Genomic DNA, 14,975 nt, shown 5'->3' with positions numbered 1-14,975 from the left:
CCAATTCTTCACAGGAGGTTTGATTCAATGGCTGGAAGCGATGTCAAGGCTGATCTATGGGTGAACGAGTATATTACCCCTTGGGATATCTATAGTCACGGAATTACTCGTATTCTGGCTTACTGTAAAACTCCTTTTCAGGACATGTATGTGGTTGAATCTGGGGCTTATGGTAAAGCATTAGTATTAGATGGTAAATGGCAATCTTGTACAGGTGATGAATTTATCTATCATGAAGCTTTAGTACAACCTGCGATGATCACCCATGCCTCCCCGAAAAAGGTTTTAATTTTAGGTGGGGGAGAAGGGGCAACCACTAGAGAAATTTTACGCTGGAAAACCGTTGAACGAGTGATGATGATTGATATTGACGGTGAGGTTGTCGAAGCGTGTAAAGAACATCTGAGCGAAATGCACCAGGGTTCTTTTGATGATCCTCGTTTTGAATTGGTTGTTGCTGATGCCCTAGAAGTCTTAGATACGACTGATGAGAAGTGGGATATTATTATCTCTGATCTAACTGATCCTATTGAAGAAGGGCCATCATTTCCCCTCTTTACGAAAGAATATTACGAAAAGTTACAGCGTGTCCTCGCTCCAAAGGGTTTAGTAATTGTTCAATCTGGCCCAGTTTCACCCCCGTTTGTGATGTATCATGCTCGTGTGGTGAATACTTTAAAATCTGTTTTTCCTCACGTACAAGCGTACTGCGCTCCAACACCGAGTTATGGATCTCCCTGGGGTTTTGCTTTGTGTGGTAATGAGCCTTTGAATACTACTCCAGATCCTCAAGCAGTTGATCAAGTGTTAGCCGAAAAAACAACAGGTGGTTTACGTTTAATTGATGGAATGTCTTTACTCGGAATGTTACAAACTCCATTGTATATACGGAATGCGATCGCACAACATCAAGAAGTCTATACCCTCTCTGCACCGCCAAAATTCTTCGGTCAAGGTGTAGCAACTACAGTTTAGGATGATTGGGTGAGATTGAATAACTCACCCTTTTCACTGTCTTGCTGCTTTAGCTGTCATTAAGTTTCTTTTGACCGATAAGCTCTTATCGATTTCTGGGGCTAATTCAATGACCCATATATAAATCGTTCCTTGTATGATCGACTTTTATTCCCCTTTCCAACATCATTTCTTCTAAATCTCGATAACTTAAACTATAGCGTAAGTACCAACAGACACAGAGTAAAATAATTTCCTTCTCGAAGTGCTTCCCTTTAATTAGATCTTTTTGAGTCATCAGAAAAGAGGATTTCAAGTTTGCAACAGAACCAGAGCCATACCTGTTGCTTTCAACGTGGATTTGAAAATAGTTCTTTCAATTAAATAATTTCTTCAGGTTTTGCTGTAGACTCTTTTATATAGCAAAAGCGATTAGCATAGACTAAGACCTATATCTATGATTTATGTTTTCGGGTTAAGCGTGACGGGTAATCGCTCACTTTGACACGGATGGGTGTTCTCCTTTATTGAACGCGACTCATTCCCGAACCTGAATCACCACTGATTAGTGCGATCTTTTGCTCTCGCCAGAGCAAAACCTTTGCGCTCTTAGTGACGGGTTGACTTGCCGCTCACTCGGATGCGTGGAGGCAGCTACCCCAGATTCGAGGCTACGCTTGCCTGCTGTCCTGACCCCTAATATCTGATCAAGGAGGAATTACACAGTGGATTTTTTGTCCTTTTTTTTAATGGACTTCGTTAAACAGTTGCAGTCCCCGACACTCGCTTTTTTGATTGGTGGGATGATCATTGCTGCTCTCGGGAGCGAATTGGTAATCCCAGAGGCGATTTGTCAGATCATCGTCTTCATGCTGCTCACCAAAATCGGTCTGACCGGTGGAATTGCCATCCGCAATTCTAACCTAACGGAGATGGTGTTACCCATGATCTGTGCCGTAATAGTAGGGGTTCTTGTTGTGTTCATCGCGCGCTATACCTTGGCCAATCTGCCAAAGGTCAAAGTTGTCGATGCGATCGCTACTGGAGGGTTGTTTGGAGCCGTGAGTGGTTCCACGATGGCTGCCGGCCTGACGGTACTGGAAGAACAAAAAATTCCATACGAGGCATGGGCTGGCGCACTCTATCCCTTTATGGATATCCCTGCCCTCGTAACGGCGATTGTGGTGGCGAACATTTATCTCAACAAGAAGATGCGTAAAGAAGCAGCCTACGCTACTGGGCAGGAGTCTTTTAGCAAGCAAGCAGTTGTGGCAGGCGATTATCCCGATCAGCAGGATTATCCCCGCACTCGGCAGGAGTACCTCAGCAAGAAGGAGGAGCCTGAGAATCGGGTCAAGATATGGCCGATCGTGCAGGAAAGCCTTCGGGGCCCTGCCTTATCGGCAATGTTGTTAGGCCTAGCTCTTGGCATATTCACCCAGCCAGAAAATGTCTATAAAAGCTTCTACGATCCCCTTTTTCGCGGCTTGCTTTCGATCTTGATGCTGGTCATGGGTATGGAGGCTTGGTCAAGACTTGGCGAACTGCGTAAGGTGGCGCAGTGGTATGTCGTGTATAGCGTGGTGTCACCGTTTGTGCATGGGTTCATCGCCTTCGGTCTCGGTATGATTGCCCACTACGCCACGGGATTCAGTTGGGGCGGCGTTGTGATCCTGGCCGTTATCGCCGCCTCCAGTTCAGACATCTCAGGGCCACCTACGTTGCGAGCGGGTATCCCGTCGGCTAATCCCTCCGCCTATATCGGCGCGTCCACAGCCATCGGTACACCAGTGGCGATCGGCTTGTGTATACCGTTCTTCCTCGGGCTTGCCCAGGCGATCGGCGGCCTCTAATCCCAGACGGGTCATGGTCTGTCGGTGTTCTCTTGGCCCAGCAGACCGAGTAGATTGATAAATGTACATATTTAAAGAGGTAATCAACATGGCCAAACCAGCCAAAAAGCTCGTCATCGTCACAGAAAAGATTCTGCTGAAAAAGATCGCCAAGATCATCGAAGAATCGGGGGCGACTGGTTATACGGTTCTGGAAACTGGCGGTAGCGGCAGTCGCAACGTGCGCTCGTCGGGACAACCCAACGTTTCCGACACCCAGGCGAATATAAAATTCGAGGTGCTGACCCCAGATCGAGACATGGCCGAGAACATTGCAGATCAGGTCGCAGTGAAGTTTTTCCTCGATTTTGCAGGCATTATCTACATCTGTGACGCGGAGGTACTGTACGGACACAGTTTCTGTGGGCCAGACGGCTGTTGAGTCGAGACGACACAGTCCCTATTTGCCCACGTCACTCATTGACGACTAGGCTTGTCTTTCTCGGAGATGCTCTCCATTACTAGCAGATGTTTCCGTCGAGGCAGGCCAGCCCCCGCCACGCTTCGGCCCACATTCGATCAGCATGGAGTAGACACTATGAACAAGTTTGACTCGACGAAATCGCGAATCAGAATTGACCCGACCAGCGAAGGCTGGCTAGTGCAGGTCTATAGCAGAGATCGCCGTCTGTGCGTACTTGACTCGTCTCACGCATAGAGCATTTGTACATACAGCAAATAGCATTGTTTATTTGTTCGTTACGCTTGCGGCAGTGTGAGACAAATAAATTACTCTATCTATGGAGTCAACCTGCGGAATGTGGGATGAAAACAAACAGTGCGATTATCTGATCTTGTAGAGTACGTTAGGTTATCCCAGTAGTGTAGCAAAGGTGTTGATTAAGTTAAATGCGCTCAGGCGATACTTTATCCCTCTTCTGTCACTCTCCTGGAAGTAACATAAGAGAATAAATACATCGGATAGCTGAAAATGCTCTCTTTAGACATAGAGGTTATACTTGTCCTTGCTGGTAGGATAGCGATGTAATTTGAACCGCATACTTTCTATGTCTGAATCATCTCTACCCACTGCTTTAGAAGAAATTTTTGCGGCTGACTCTAACCCAGAAATACTCTTTTCAGAACTGCTAAAAGCGATTGGTGAAGTGATGCAGTGCGATCGCTGTTTCCTCTTGGTTCGCCATCCACAAACAAGAATCTATCGTAACTTCTGCTGGCGACGCAACCTTGATCTGCCGAATACTGAAACCGACGGTTGGCAAAGCGAAGAGGAATGGGAAAAAGAAGACCCCATGTTTGCTGCCGCTTTGCGAACCGCTCCCCCGATCTTTATATCTGACATCGAAACCGCCCCACCTGAAGTGCTTAACGTTGAATTCGAGCGTAACTTTCTTGGACATCGCGCCCTAGTTCACGCTCACATCGTTTCGGATGAGCAACTCTGGGGAATCCTACAGCCGTGTATGTTCGGTCAACCGAGAGAATGGACACAGTGCGATCGCGCTATCATTTCGAGTGTGATCGAGCGGTTGCGTCAGCCAGTAGTCGATTACGTGAAATCAAACTCGGACGAGTAACTCTAATGATTAAATTAAGCCGATTTTAAGGAAAAAATTCTTTAACCACACAACTAAAACCAGGTAATAGAGGAGAAGTCACAATATCCTCACTGAATAGAGTTGTAACTAGCTTTAATTGTCCATTGTCTCGGCGATAAATTTCTAATTTTTGCACTCGCCAGTCCGCGATCCAATATTCTCTGACTCCACGAGTTGAATAAAGTTTCAGTTTGGTTTCTCGATCTCTGTTTTGATCTTGCTGACTTTCAGATAGGACTTCAATGACTAATTCGGGCGCACCTGTTAAATGACCTTTTTCATCAATGAGTTGATCATATGTTTCTTGAGTTGCCCAAACGACATCAGGGATCACGTTGTCTGCTTCTGAAAAAAGAACACCAGGGTTAATTGTTGTTTTTCCTAAACCCGTTGTTTCAGACCAAGTATTTAAGTGCTGAAAAAAACGACCACAAGTTGTCTGATGATTCCAATGTGGGGCCCTTGTCACCAATAACACTCCATCGATAATTTCATAACGTAACCAAGGATTATCGGGTAACAGTTCTAGATCATGAACTGTCCAGTAAACTTGATCGCTTGTGGTTTGATTCATGGCTATTTTTGTCTTTATGGAATTCTAGGAACTGGACTTGCACCAGGTTGTGGGGTTTGCGGTAGGGTTCGAGTCGGACTAACTTGCGGGTTTGGATCGGGTTTACGAATTTCGGGAACGGGAAGAAAATAAGACGCAGCAGCAACTACAGCTAAACTACTCAAACCGACTGCCATTGGTACAGCTTTTTTGGCAATAGGTTCATCTTTTTGACGATAACGGCGCGAAAGTGGCTGTAATTTTAAGTTTATATCGGGTAAGGTACGCTGATCGGTACAAAATTGATCGACTGCTTCGACTAGATCGAATAGTTGTACGGTTGATAGATTAATTGAAAAAGGTTTTTCTGATATCTTAATGTCTGATGGCGGATACCAAATTAGACGATGATAGGTATCTGATACTTTTTCAAGTGTAATTTGATCTTCGGTTGGGGTGACTTCATGGGGCCGACGGACTCCGCTTAAGAGTTCCTGAGCATAACTACTCACTGCTTTGGTTAAGTTTTCTAAAAAAGTACGTCCCCCCTGTAAAACTTGATTGGTTCCGTTGATGTGACATTCTGCATTAGTGACAATGGATAAAACGGGTTGTCCGTCTGAAGCGTTTGTTGCAGTGATCCCATCACTAAATCCTTCAACGATCAAAGTGCAGTTGGGTAAATTATATTGTCTTTTTAGATTCATCTTCGATTTCAGTTTGTAGTTTTTCGAGTTCTTCTGGGGTCATTTCTTCAAGTCGTTTTTGTAGAACTGCTGTCTCATAGTCTTTCAACTGCTTGTTATAAGTCATATTGCTGCTTAGAACTCGGAATAAGTAGGACAGCACCCAACCGATTAGCCCTCCTACCAGTATAGCCTGACTCCAAATTCCCGCCGAGATACCGTCTAACCCAGCATTTTTTAAAACTAGGTAGATTACGCCCCCGGCGATAAAAACACCGATTCCAATTCCGATGACATCAATTCGTCGCATAATTTTATTAGATGCTTAGGCTTTGATTTCTCGCCGTTGCGGACGGAAGTTAAGAAACGGACTTAATAATAACATTCCAGGGAAAAAGAAAAACATGAGAAAGTACATAAAGCCTCTTTCAAAGGAACTTGCTACATACCAGCGACTATTGAGATAAAAATAGACTAAACCTGGAACGATCAATAAGTATAAGCCACTTAGAATTAAATAAAGGGCTGGAACGATTAAGGTATCTATTGATAGGTTTGCAAGCATATTTTTATTATTTTGTCAAGAGATTACAGAAGATTAAGCCGATTTATGTATCTTGTATTATCACATTTTTTGCTCCCGTTAACCGTTTGATTAGCCACAGGAAAACCAATAAGAAGTATAGAAAAAATTGAGTATTGACGCTCTTGTCATTGAAAAAATCTGTTAAAATTCTGCGTAGAAATGCTTCTTTATGTCAAACTGGAGTATAACAGAAACAAGCCCATCAAGCTCAATCATATAGAATGGAAATCCAATCATTAACGCCGCAACATCAAAAAGCTAGGTCTAGACAGAAATCGATTGAAGCTGAACTAACACATGATCATGAACATGAACATCATCACCATTCAAACTCTACAACGCCTCATGTTCATAGTGAAGCTTCTCTTAAACAAATTGTTAATCGTCTATCTCGCATCGAAGGACACGTTCGGGGGATTAAAACAATGGTGACAGAAAGTCGCCCTTGTCCTGAAGTATTAATGCAAATTGCGGCGGTTCGTGGTGCGATCGATAAAGTTGCCCGCATCATCTTAGATGAGCATTTAAGCGAATGTATTGCCCGCGCTGCTTCTGAGGGAAACATCGATACTGAAATTGAAGAACTTAAAGCCGCTTTAGATCGATTCCTGCCCTAAAAAAATTACCCAAGCAAGCTATGATAGTATGATGGAATTTTACGACAGGTGAAAATCTGTCTAGTTCTGTTTTGTTTATTTGGAGGTATAGAAAGTACACAATGACCCAAGTTGTTGTAGGTCAAAACGAAGCCATTGAATCTGCCTTACGTCGTTTTAAACGACAAGTTGCTAAAGCTGGAATTTATGCTGATATTAAAAAGCATCAATTCTTTGAAACTCCCCAAGAGAAACGTAAGCGTAAAGCTGTAGCCCGCAGAAGACAGCGTACTCGTCGTCGTTAAACAAAATCTGAACACTACATCAAAAAGACTCAAGAATAAAACATCATTAGAATTTTTAAAAGGGGCGTGATCGTTCGGATACTGTTACTAAGTCTGTGATAATCTTTAGCTAAAAGGAAAAGGATGAGCAACTAAAAATAGCCATCCTTTTCTTGTAGTAAGCATCCCTTATAGTATTTCCATGACCCTACAACTTCGTGTTTATGTTCCAGATCATCCTTTAATTAAACATTGGTTAGCGATCGCACGTAGCGTCCAAACTCCCTATCCTCTCTTTAAAATGGCAATGACGGAATTAGGAAGATGGTTAACCTATGAAGCGACTCGTTACTGGTATCCAACTGTTGATGTGATCGTTGAAACGCCTTTATCAGACTGCCCTGCAACGATTATTAATGAAGATATTCCTACTGTTATTATACCGATTCTTCGTGCGGGACTGGCGATTCTAGATGGCGCACAAACCGCTTTACCGAATAATGCTTCAATCTATCATTTAGGATTAGTCAGAGACGAAGAAACTCTAGAATCAAGTTGTTACCTCAATAGACTGCCCGATCGCTTTGCACCACAGACCCATATTATTATCCTAGAACCGATGTTAGCTACTGGAGGCTCGATCCTTTCAGCAATGTCGGAAATTACCAGTAGAGGGGGAGATCCCGCATTTGTTCGTATTATATCGATTGTTGCTGCACCCCCCGCTTTACAAAAATTGAGCGAAAAATACCCCAGTTTGAATATTTATACGGCAATTATCGACCAAGAAATTAACGAAAAAGGTTTTATTGTTCCTGGGTTGGGAGATGCAGGGGATCGAGCTTTTGGAACATAATAAAGATATTCATTTAAGATTAGGAATCAGATTATGAGTCAGCGAGAGGGTTTTGGGTCTGGATTTATTGCAGGTGCGGTTTTTGGTGGTGTGGTTGGTGGCGTTTTAGGTTCTGTTTTAGCGTCTCGTAGCCAGAAGAAAACCGAAAAAGCAATGCTAGAAAGTGAGTCTGATGCTACTTTAAATGAAAGCCATATGGAGACTGCCCGCCGTAGTTTAGAAGATAAGATAGCACAACTCAATTCAGCGATCGATGATGTCCGTCAACAACTTGATCCTGTTAATGGGCGTAATGAGCCGAGAGATTAGTACAAATGCTTCAAACGATTCAAGAAGAAATTTTTTATCCGAGTTCGGATGGTGAACCCTTGGCTGAATCCTATTCGCATCTTAATGCAATTTTAACGACTTTAGCCGTCTTGAAACAATATCTATCGGGTCGTCAAGCTACTGTGTTAGCCGATCAATTTATGTATTATGCCCAAGGGTTCCCACGTTTGCGAGTTGCCCCCGATGTGATGGTGATTTTTGATGTTCCACCAGGTGGTAGGGATAATTACAAAATATGGGAAGAAGGACAAGTCCCTAAAGTGATTTTTGAAATGACTTCAGCAGGAACAAAAAACCAAGATTTAGAGTTTAAAAAAACGCTGTATGAACAATTAGGAGTGTTTGAATATTGGCTTTTTGATCCGAGGGGAGAATGGATCAAAGAACAGTTAAAAGGTTATCGGTTAGAAGACGATACTTATAGATTAATTAAGGATGGACGGAGTGAACCGTTACAATTACGATTAGTTGTAGAAGGTGAAATCATTGGCTTTACCCGTGAAGATAATGGGGAAAAATTACTGATTCCCGATGAATTAGTCCAAGCTTTACAGGAAAAAGATGCGCAATTACAAGCTACTGCACAAAGATTAGCTGAAATGGAGGCTAAGTTACAACAATATCAAGAGCGTTTCGGAGAATTGCCCGAATAATCAAACCTTTACAGCCTTTTGGAGAAAAATTTTAAAAGTGCGCTATCTATTTTTATCAAGTTTTATAACAATATTGACTCAAATAGCATCAATTGGTGTGGTCAATGCCGAGCAATTGTATAATTGTCATCCTCAAGTGTCTTCATTTCCGCAACGCAATTCAGTAACTTTAGCAGAAGCTAAACAATTACTGTTACAAATGGACGGTCATCAATTTATCTATCATTGTATGACCGCTACACAGTCTAATATGGTTTCTGGGTGATTACCTATCGTCAGCGTATTGCCTTGCCTTCTGGGGCAAAAATCGCGGTTCAGTTAGTCGATGTGAGTCGTGCTGATGCACCTGCGATCGTTCTTGCGGAACAAACTATCATAACTGATGGTCAACAGGTTCCGATTCCTTTTCAATTAGCTTACGAGCCAAATCAAATTAATCCTCGCCATTCTTACGCTGTACAAGCCAGAATATTAATTAATGAACAGTTACGCTGGATTAATACCGATCGATATTCTGTAATTACCAACAATAGTCCAACCACTATCGAAATTGTAGTTAATCCTGTTACTACTAATTCTGAAAAATAAACTCTAAAGTTCTGGTAAACCTTCCCGTGTTGTCAAATTTCTTACATCATCTTCTAGTTCAGCAACTGAATCAGCACTAATCCAGTAAAATTTAAACGGTTCTTTCTTACTTAAATAAGCCGCATAAGAAGATTGAAGATAAGGACGATAGCTTAAATTTTGATTTAGATAAACTTCAAAAAAAGCTAAGATTGTTGTATTTTTGTAGACGGCAAGGGTTTCAGGTTTCGGAAAGATTACATCGGGTACAGAGCCAAGAGTTTGAAATAGACCGCCATCTAATCCCACAGAATCAGCGTGTGCTTGTCCTTCTTCTAAACCTAAATATTTATCACGAGTCTGTAGCCAAATAAACGGGTAAATTTGTTCATACATTGGGTGAGCAAGGGGGTCATAACTGCCTGAAAAATACACCACTGGAATTTTAACTTTACTAAGTCCAACTGGGCCGAAAATACTACGATTGATTGCATTACGCAGTACGATCGCTTTAACTCTAGGATCACGAAAATTACCAACGTTTCGAGGAAGTTTTAAAGCTTTACACTGAAGAAGACGAGATAGATCTAAATAATCGAATTTATTTGTGCAATCTTTTTCAAGAAATTTAAAATCTATTTCGGCACCCGCTAAAGCTAATGCTGTATAGCCACCGAAAGAATGACCTAAAACACCAACATTTTCTATGTCTAGTTGTCCTGCAAATTCTGTATCATTACGTCTTTCAAGTTCATCAATTAAAAAAGTAATATCCAAGGGGCGATCAATAAATTCATTAACTGGAATAAAATCTTTAGTTTGACCATTTAAAACACTTTGAATATGTTCATAATCACTACCAGGGTGTTGAGGAACTGCAACGACATAGCCATAAGACGCTAAATATCGAGCGCGTTTTTCCGAATCTTCAGGTCTAGCCGCTAGCCCATGAGAAATAATGACAACAGGCGTTTTTCGTAATTGCAGTTGTTGCGGTTTGTAAACAAGAACATAAAATCTGCGTGCGCGGTTTTGAGCCTGTAAAATCCACTTTTCTTCTTGAACCTCAAAAGTTCCATCTTGACGAAGATCAGCTATCTCAGAAAAATCAGTAGAATCATTTAATGCTGCTTCTTTTGCTGATAATTCACTAATCAATTCAGGTGATAGAAGCGAACTTTTAAAAATAAAATTTGTATATTTAATAAACGATAAAAGCTTTTCTCCATCGATTTTTACATTAGTTGGCAAATTAGCAAGAACGTCAATTAATGATAATCCTTCTCTTTGGCGCGATGCTTGAATAATTGCTGTTCGTAAAGCATTTTTTTCGTTACTTCCACTTTCAATCTTGATATATTGTCCTAAAAATGTTAAAAGATCTTCTCCTAAATCACTATTAAAAAAGCGAGCGACTTGAGTGGGATTAAGTTGATGACGTTTGGTGAGTGCGGTACGGAAATCAGCTTGTTGTTGAGGATTAACCTGATTGAGATAAAGTAGTAATTCTGGTACGCTCGTTCCAAAATTAGCAAAATTTGAGAGTGAATCAAGATCAACTGGTAACTCTAATGGCCCATAGGTAAATATAATTCGATTGGCTGCAACGACGGGAACCAAAGGAAAAGAGACTGATAGAAGGCTTAAAATGAGAGAATATGTTAACCCTCTCAATTTAATGGCTATTTTCCTAGAACGATTTTGCTTACTGATTTTGCAAGTCATTAGAGACTCTCTACTTTATTTTTAATATAAAGCAGAACCATCTAAAAAACCGACCATCACTACTTTAATGTGTTGCTCTTTTTGTAAACAATTGTCTCTTATTCATTTTCTAAAATTTCTTTGGCTTGCATGAGTTGAATTTTGGCTTCTTCACTGATCGTAGGATATTGTAGATTCAAACTTTTTAGTTTTTCATCAATTACTGCTGCTACCGCAAGACGTGTAAACCATTTACGATCAGCAGGGATAATATACCAAGGTGCATGAGCGGTACTGGTATTATTAAACATATCTTCATAAACATCCATATAATCATCCCAGAAAGCTCGTTCTTTTGCGTCACTAGCAGAAAATTTCCAATTTTTCTCAGGTCGATCAATGCGGTCTAAAAAGCGTTTTTTTTGTTCATCTTTAGAAACATTAAGGAAAAATTTTAGAATAACAATTCCATTATTTACTAAATATTTTTCAAAATTATTGATTTCTTCAAAACGGCGTTTCCAGATGTGTTTATCCATGATTGAGGTAGGTAGCTTTTGTTTGGCTAAAACTTCTGGATGAACACGAGTAATTAACACTTCCTCATAGTACGATCGATTAAAAATACCAATGCGACCACGTTCGGGAACATTTTTAGCACATCGCCATAAATAATCATGATCTAATTCTTCGCTTGAAGGAGCTTTGAAGCTATAAACTTGGCATCCTTGGGGATTAACTCCAGACATCACGTGTTTAATAGTGCCATCTTTTCCTGCTGCATCCATCGCCTGAAAAACAATGAGTAACGCATAGGTATCTTGAGCATAAAGCATATCTTGATAGAGTTTAAGTTGCTCGATCCCTTCTTGTAACATTCCTGCCGCATCTTCTTTTTTGACATAATCTGCTTTATAAGCTGGATCGTAGTCTTTTTTGAGAGAGATTTTTTTGTCGGGAGGAACTACAAAAGTTTTGATAATTTCTTCAGGATTTGGCATAATAATTAATTCCTCTTTAGTGTTCAAATCGCTTGGCATATTCAAGCGTGAAAATAATAAACAAAAAACCGACTAAAGCAATTTTAAAAAAACCTGCTCCAACCGCAATACCTAATGCAGAAGATGTCCAAATTGCAGCAGCAGAAGTTAAACCTTTAACTTTAATTTCTCCTCTTTTGCTCTCATTAGATTGTTGAATAATTTCTCCTGCACCTAAAAAACCGATTCCTTGCGCCACACCTTGAATCACTTGACTCGGTGAAATAAGATGCGGGTCTTGAAAGGGGATCATGATAAAAATCGTTGAACCAAGGGAAACAAGCATATGAGTTCTAATTCCTGCTGGTTTATGCTCTCGATAACGATTACAACCAATCACAGCCCCCATCAAAGCTGATAGAAATAGTTTGATAAAAATTGTTACCCAATCATTGAGTAAGGCATTAGGCATCTTTGAGTTTATGCGCCGTACTCTAATTCATCAGTTCGTAATTTTTGAGTCACAAGATTATCATATAATTCTAGTTCACGATAGAGTTGATCAGCCGAGCCTTTACTACTTCTTAATATTTCTTGTTTAATCGCTTCAATTTCTTGACCTGTAATTACTCCATCTTCTACAGCACGTTCAATCATTTGTTTAAGGTGATCTAATTTTTTTAAGTCTTCTGGTGTAGGTTCTTTAGCATGGGGTTGAGAAAAGTCCATAACAATTGATCCTTTAGATAAGAGACAATTTTTAACGATTGTAGTGATAATTATAATTAATAATAATATCCATAATCAACTTTTGTCACTAACTGTAATCTAAGACATCAATTAATTTTCCGTCTTGTTGTAATGAATTATTTAATCCTTTTAAGATTTTAACTAAATCGGTTGCAACTTGTCCTGATGCTCTTGATTCTACACGCTGAGTCTGGATTGATTCAATAAAATGATCGCAGACATTTTTTAAAGGTTCTCCTTTTTCGACTGGTATTATTTCTTTTGCTACACCTGTTGGAATATAGGGATCTTGAAAATAGCCATGCTGTAAAACTAACGGTTCATTAGATGACATCTCATCAAAAATCAAAGTTCCTTTAGTACCAACAATAGATAAACGTCGTTGTTTATCGGTATTTAACCAACACCAATGTAAATAAGCTTTAAAACCACTGGGATAGGTTACAGTTGCCCAAACCACATCCGCTAAACCTGACTGTAGCCAAGTTGTACCCTGTGCTTGTACAAAAATCGGTGTTTCATCTAGCCAATAATTAAAAATAGCGAGATCATGAATCGCTAAATCCCAAAGTGCATCAACATCTTGTCGAACAGGGCCTAAATGAGTCCGACTTGCATAACCATATCGTAACTCACCCAAAGATTGCGCTCGTATAATTTCCGCCCCTTTATTAACGACGGGATGAAACAAATAAGTATGATCGACAAATAAGATGCGCTTTTGTTGTTGTGCGAGTTGAGTTAAAGCGGCACACTCAGACGGGTCAAGGGTTAGGGGTTTTTCGGATAGGACATGATAGCCTAAACTTAAAGCATCAGCAATCAAAGAATAATGTGTTGATGCAGGAGTAACAACCACCACCGCATTAATATTTTTATTTTCTCGAATCGTTTCCCATTGAGTCGTTAAAATCGTTTGTGGATCTAAATCAAATTTCGTTTTACAATTGTCTAAATTGCTCTCGGATGGGTCAACAATTCCGATAATATTTACCGATGGATGGTGTAAAAAATTTCTGACAAAATGAACACCCCAACGCCCGACACCTAAGATAACTAAACCAATTTTCATAATGGAAGACGTGCGCTACGCCTGCCTGCGGCAGCGCTAACTTCCAACATAGCATTTTTCGTCACAAAATCAATAATTTTGCCTGCTACATTGACGTGTGTCGCTTTTTCGATGCCTTCTAATCCAGGTGAAGAATTAACCTCTAAAACAACTGGGCCATGATTAGATTGTAATAAATCCACTCCTGCAATATTTAATCCAGTTGCTTGAGCCGCACGAACCGCAATTTTCTTTTCTTGAGACGTTAATTTAACTTTTTTAGCTTGTCCTCCTTGGTGTAAATTAGAGCGAAAATCACCTGCGGCCCCTTGTCGTTTGATCGCTGCAATAACTTCACCTCCCACGACAAAACATCTGATATCTTCTCCTGCTGATTCAGTGATAAATTCTTGTACTAAAATATTGGAATTGGATTGACGAAATACTTCAATAATCGATCGAGCAACTTGATTAGTTTCGGCTAAAACTACACCAAAACCTTGCGATCCTTCTAGTAATTTAATCACTAATGGCGCACCTCCTACGGTTTCAATTAAGTCATCAATATCTTGAGTGATCTCGGCAAACCCCGTCACAGGTATCCTAATTCCTTCACGGGCTAGGATTTGCAGACATTGAAGCTTATCACGCGATCGTTGTATAGCCTGAGATGAATTGGCACTTCTAACTCCCATTACCTCAAACTGTCTTACGACTGCTGTTCCATAGAGGGTTTTTGAAGAACCAATACGAGGAATAATGACATCAAAGCTCTCTAAGGGTTTACCATTGTATAAAATGCTAGGCTGATGGGCTGTAATCTTGATGTAGCATTGTAGGTAATTAATCACCTGTATCTGATGCCCTTTAGCTTCTCCTTCTTCTTTTAGTCGTCTCGTTGAATAGAGTGAAGCATCTTGGGATAGGATAGCAATCTTCATAAATTAGATAGAGCATCCGTAAAAGCATTGAAA

21 protein-coding genes and 1 pseudogene are annotated in these 14,975 nt (G+C 40.5%); 11 read left to right on the top strand and 11 right to left on the bottom strand.

What is annotated here, in order from left to right; genetic code table 11:
* Positions 1 to 27 precede the first annotated feature (27 nt).
* Positions 28 to 975 (top strand): fused MFS/spermidine synthase, encoded by a 948-nt coding sequence (locus CFPU101_RS02985; protein ID WP_206813856.1) that lies wholly within the window; start codon positions 28 to 30, stop codon positions 973 to 975.
* 136 nt (positions 976 to 1,111) lie between these two features.
* Here CFPU101_RS02985 and CFPU101_RS25380 read toward each other — a convergent pair.
* A pseudogene (locus CFPU101_RS25380) lies at positions 1,112 to 1,252 on the bottom strand (IS6 family transposase); the annotation flags it as partial.
* A gap of 427 nt (positions 1,253 to 1,679) precedes the next feature.
* On the opposite strand from CFPU101_RS25380, the gene CFPU101_RS02980 reads away from it, so the two are divergent.
* From CFPU101_RS02980 to CFPU101_RS02970, 3 genes are all read left to right on the top strand, one after another.
* Complete coding sequence (locus CFPU101_RS02980) at positions 1,680 to 2,807, top strand: sodium-dependent bicarbonate transport family permease (protein ID WP_206813855.1); 1,128 nt, start codon at positions 1,680 to 1,682, stop codon at positions 2,805 to 2,807.
* An 88-nt stretch (positions 2,808 to 2,895) separates the two neighbouring features.
* A complete protein-coding gene (locus CFPU101_RS02975; protein WP_206813854.1) occupies positions 2,896 to 3,228 on the top strand; it encodes a P-II family nitrogen regulator in 333 nt (110 codons plus the stop codon).
* A gap of 625 nt (positions 3,229 to 3,853) precedes the next feature.
* On the top strand, positions 3,854 to 4,384 hold the full coding sequence (locus CFPU101_RS02970; protein ID WP_206813853.1) for a GAF domain-containing protein: 531 nt from the start codon (positions 3,854 to 3,856) through the stop codon (positions 4,382 to 4,384).
* A gap of 25 nt (positions 4,385 to 4,409) precedes the next feature.
* Here CFPU101_RS02970 and CFPU101_RS02965 read toward each other — a convergent pair whose 3' ends face one another.
* The 4 genes from CFPU101_RS02965 to ndhL are packed head-to-tail and all read right to left on the bottom strand — an operon-like array spanning position 4,410 to position 6,209.
* The gene (locus CFPU101_RS02965; RefSeq protein WP_206813852.1) at positions 4,410 to 4,979 is read right to left on the bottom strand and encodes a Uma2 family endonuclease; all 570 of its coding nucleotides are present in this window, start codon (positions 4,977 to 4,979) and stop codon (positions 4,410 to 4,412) included.
* A gap of 14 nt (positions 4,980 to 4,993) precedes the next feature.
* Positions 4,994 to 5,665: a DUF4335 domain-containing protein gene (locus CFPU101_RS02960; RefSeq protein ID WP_206813851.1), complete on the bottom strand. Its 672-nt coding sequence runs from the start codon at positions 5,663 to 5,665 to the stop codon at positions 4,994 to 4,996.
* Positions 5,643 to 5,954, bottom strand: coding sequence for a DUF3007 family protein (locus CFPU101_RS02955; protein WP_206813850.1), 312 nt, complete (start codon positions 5,952 to 5,954; stop codon positions 5,643 to 5,645). Before CFPU101_RS02955 ends, CFPU101_RS02960 begins: the two co-directional genes overlap by 23 nt.
* A 15-nt stretch (positions 5,955 to 5,969) precedes the next feature.
* Positions 5,970 to 6,209 (bottom strand): NAD(P)H-quinone oxidoreductase subunit L, encoded by a 240-nt coding sequence (gene ndhL, locus CFPU101_RS02950; RefSeq protein ID WP_206813849.1) that lies wholly within the window; start codon positions 6,207 to 6,209, stop codon positions 5,970 to 5,972.
* 242 nt (positions 6,210 to 6,451) lie between these two features.
* Here ndhL and CFPU101_RS02945 point away from each other — a divergent pair, with 242 nt between their 5' ends.
* The 7 genes from CFPU101_RS02945 (at position 6,452) to CFPU101_RS02915 (ending at position 9,537) form a co-directional block, all read left to right on the top strand.
* Positions 6,452 to 6,847 (top strand): metal-sensing transcriptional repressor, encoded by a 396-nt coding sequence (locus CFPU101_RS02945; RefSeq protein WP_206813848.1) that lies wholly within the window; start codon positions 6,452 to 6,454, stop codon positions 6,845 to 6,847.
* A 101-nt stretch (positions 6,848 to 6,948) separates the two neighbouring features.
* Complete coding sequence (rpsU, locus tag CFPU101_RS02940) at positions 6,949 to 7,131, top strand: 30S ribosomal protein S21 (protein ID WP_002738938.1); 183 nt, start codon at positions 6,949 to 6,951, stop codon at positions 7,129 to 7,131.
* Between the two features lie 181 nt (positions 7,132 to 7,312).
* Positions 7,313 to 7,966, top strand: a complete 654-nt coding sequence (gene upp, locus CFPU101_RS02935) for a uracil phosphoribosyltransferase (protein ID WP_206813847.1) — start codon at positions 7,313 to 7,315, stop codon at positions 7,964 to 7,966.
* Between the two features lie 33 nt (positions 7,967 to 7,999).
* On the top strand, positions 8,000 to 8,275 hold the full coding sequence (locus CFPU101_RS02930; protein WP_206813846.1) for a hypothetical protein: 276 nt from the start codon (positions 8,000 to 8,002) through the stop codon (positions 8,273 to 8,275).
* A gap of 5 nt (positions 8,276 to 8,280) precedes the next feature.
* A complete protein-coding gene (locus CFPU101_RS02925) occupies positions 8,281 to 8,949 on the top strand; it encodes a Uma2 family endonuclease (protein ID WP_206813845.1) in 669 nt (222 codons plus the stop codon).
* 73 nt (positions 8,950 to 9,022) lie between these two features.
* Entirely contained in the window at positions 9,023 to 9,214 is a 192-nt protein-coding gene (locus tag CFPU101_RS02920) for a hypothetical protein (protein WP_206813844.1), read from the top strand.
* Entirely contained in the window at positions 9,211 to 9,537 is a 327-nt protein-coding gene (locus CFPU101_RS02915) for a YbaY family lipoprotein (protein WP_206813843.1), read from the top strand. Before CFPU101_RS02920 ends, CFPU101_RS02915 begins: the two co-directional genes overlap by 4 nt.
* 3 nt (positions 9,538 to 9,540) lie before the next feature.
* Here the strand turns inward: CFPU101_RS02915 and CFPU101_RS02910 are convergent, their stop codons facing one another.
* From CFPU101_RS02910 to rimK, 6 genes are all read right to left on the bottom strand, one after another.
* On the bottom strand, positions 9,541 to 11,241 hold the full coding sequence (locus tag CFPU101_RS02910; RefSeq protein ID WP_206813842.1) for an alpha/beta hydrolase: 1,701 nt from the start codon (positions 11,239 to 11,241) through the stop codon (positions 9,541 to 9,543).
* Positions 11,242 to 11,339: 98 nt separating this feature from the next.
* Positions 11,340 to 12,221 (bottom strand): polyphosphate kinase 2 family protein, encoded by an 882-nt coding sequence (locus CFPU101_RS02905; RefSeq protein ID WP_206813841.1) that lies wholly within the window; start codon positions 12,219 to 12,221, stop codon positions 11,340 to 11,342.
* Positions 12,222 to 12,237: 16 nt separating this feature from the next.
* Positions 12,238 to 12,672 (bottom strand): MgtC/SapB family protein, encoded by a 435-nt coding sequence (locus CFPU101_RS02900; RefSeq protein WP_206813840.1) that lies wholly within the window; start codon positions 12,670 to 12,672, stop codon positions 12,238 to 12,240.
* Between the two features lie 8 nt (positions 12,673 to 12,680).
* On the bottom strand, positions 12,681 to 12,929 hold the full coding sequence (locus CFPU101_RS02895) for a hypothetical protein (RefSeq protein WP_206813839.1): 249 nt from the start codon (positions 12,927 to 12,929) through the stop codon (positions 12,681 to 12,683).
* 88 nt (positions 12,930 to 13,017) lie between these two features.
* The gene (locus CFPU101_RS02890) at positions 13,018 to 14,022 is read right to left on the bottom strand and encodes a Gfo/Idh/MocA family protein (RefSeq protein ID WP_206813838.1); all 1,005 of its coding nucleotides are present in this window, start codon (positions 14,020 to 14,022) and stop codon (positions 13,018 to 13,020) included.
* Positions 14,019 to 14,942: a 30S ribosomal protein S6--L-glutamate ligase gene (gene rimK, locus CFPU101_RS02885; RefSeq protein WP_206813837.1), complete on the bottom strand. Its 924-nt coding sequence runs from the start codon at positions 14,940 to 14,942 to the stop codon at positions 14,019 to 14,021. Before rimK ends, CFPU101_RS02890 begins: the two co-directional genes overlap by 4 nt.
* Positions 14,943 to 14,975: the final 33 nt, after the last annotated feature.

It is taken from the genome of Chroococcus sp. FPU101, assembly GCF_017312365.1.
Lineage (GTDB): Bacteria > Cyanobacteriota > Cyanobacteriia > Cyanobacteriales > Microcystaceae > Chroococcus.
Note: the sequence above shows the minus strand (reverse complement) of the source record. Positions and strands in the feature narration are given on the sequence as shown.

Bases quoted from the DNA above. Each gene is read 5' to 3' on its own strand.
- CFPU101_RS02985 (WP_206813856.1), top strand. From the start codon at position 28: ATGGCTGGAAGCGATGTCAAGGCTGATCTATGGGTGAACGAGTATATT.
- CFPU101_RS02975 (WP_206813854.1), top strand. From the start codon at position 2,896: ATGGCCAAACCAGCCAAAAAGCTCGTCATCGTCACAGAAAAGATTCTG.
- CFPU101_RS02970 (WP_206813853.1), top strand. From the start codon at position 3,854: ATGTCTGAATCATCTCTACCCACTGCTTTAGAAGAAATTTTTGCGGCT.
- CFPU101_RS02965 (WP_206813852.1), bottom strand. From the start codon at position 4,979: ATGAATCAAACCACAAGCGATCAAGTTTACTGGACAGTTCATGATCTA.
- CFPU101_RS02960 (WP_206813851.1), bottom strand. From the start codon at position 5,665: ATGAATCTAAAAAGACAATATAATTTACCCAACTGCACTTTGATCGTT.
- CFPU101_RS02955 (WP_206813850.1), bottom strand. From the start codon at position 5,954: ATGCGACGAATTGATGTCATCGGAATTGGAATCGGTGTTTTTATCGCC.
- ndhL (WP_206813849.1), bottom strand. From the start codon at position 6,209: ATGCTTGCAAACCTATCAATAGATACCTTAATCGTTCCAGCCCTTTAT.
- CFPU101_RS02945 (WP_206813848.1), top strand. From the start codon at position 6,452: ATGGAAATCCAATCATTAACGCCGCAACATCAAAAAGCTAGGTCTAGA.
- rpsU (WP_002738938.1), top strand. From the start codon at position 6,949: ATGACCCAAGTTGTTGTAGGTCAAAACGAAGCCATTGAATCTGCCTTA.
- upp (WP_206813847.1), top strand. From the start codon at position 7,313: ATGACCCTACAACTTCGTGTTTATGTTCCAGATCATCCTTTAATTAAA.
- CFPU101_RS02930 (WP_206813846.1), top strand. From the start codon at position 8,000: ATGAGTCAGCGAGAGGGTTTTGGGTCTGGATTTATTGCAGGTGCGGTT.
- CFPU101_RS02925 (WP_206813845.1), top strand. From the start codon at position 8,281: ATGCTTCAAACGATTCAAGAAGAAATTTTTTATCCGAGTTCGGATGGT.
- CFPU101_RS02910 (WP_206813842.1), bottom strand. From the start codon at position 11,241: ATGACTTGCAAAATCAGTAAGCAAAATCGTTCTAGGAAAATAGCCATT.
- CFPU101_RS02905 (WP_206813841.1), bottom strand. From the start codon at position 12,221: ATGCCAAATCCTGAAGAAATTATCAAAACTTTTGTAGTTCCTCCCGAC.
- CFPU101_RS02900 (WP_206813840.1), bottom strand. From the start codon at position 12,672: ATGCCTAATGCCTTACTCAATGATTGGGTAACAATTTTTATCAAACTA.
- CFPU101_RS02895 (WP_206813839.1), bottom strand. From the start codon at position 12,929: ATGGACTTTTCTCAACCCCATGCTAAAGAACCTACACCAGAAGACTTA.
- CFPU101_RS02890 (WP_206813838.1), bottom strand. From the start codon at position 14,022: ATGAAAATTGGTTTAGTTATCTTAGGTGTCGGGCGTTGGGGTGTTCAT.
- rimK (WP_206813837.1), bottom strand. From the start codon at position 14,942: ATGAAGATTGCTATCCTATCCCAAGATGCTTCACTCTATTCAACGAGA.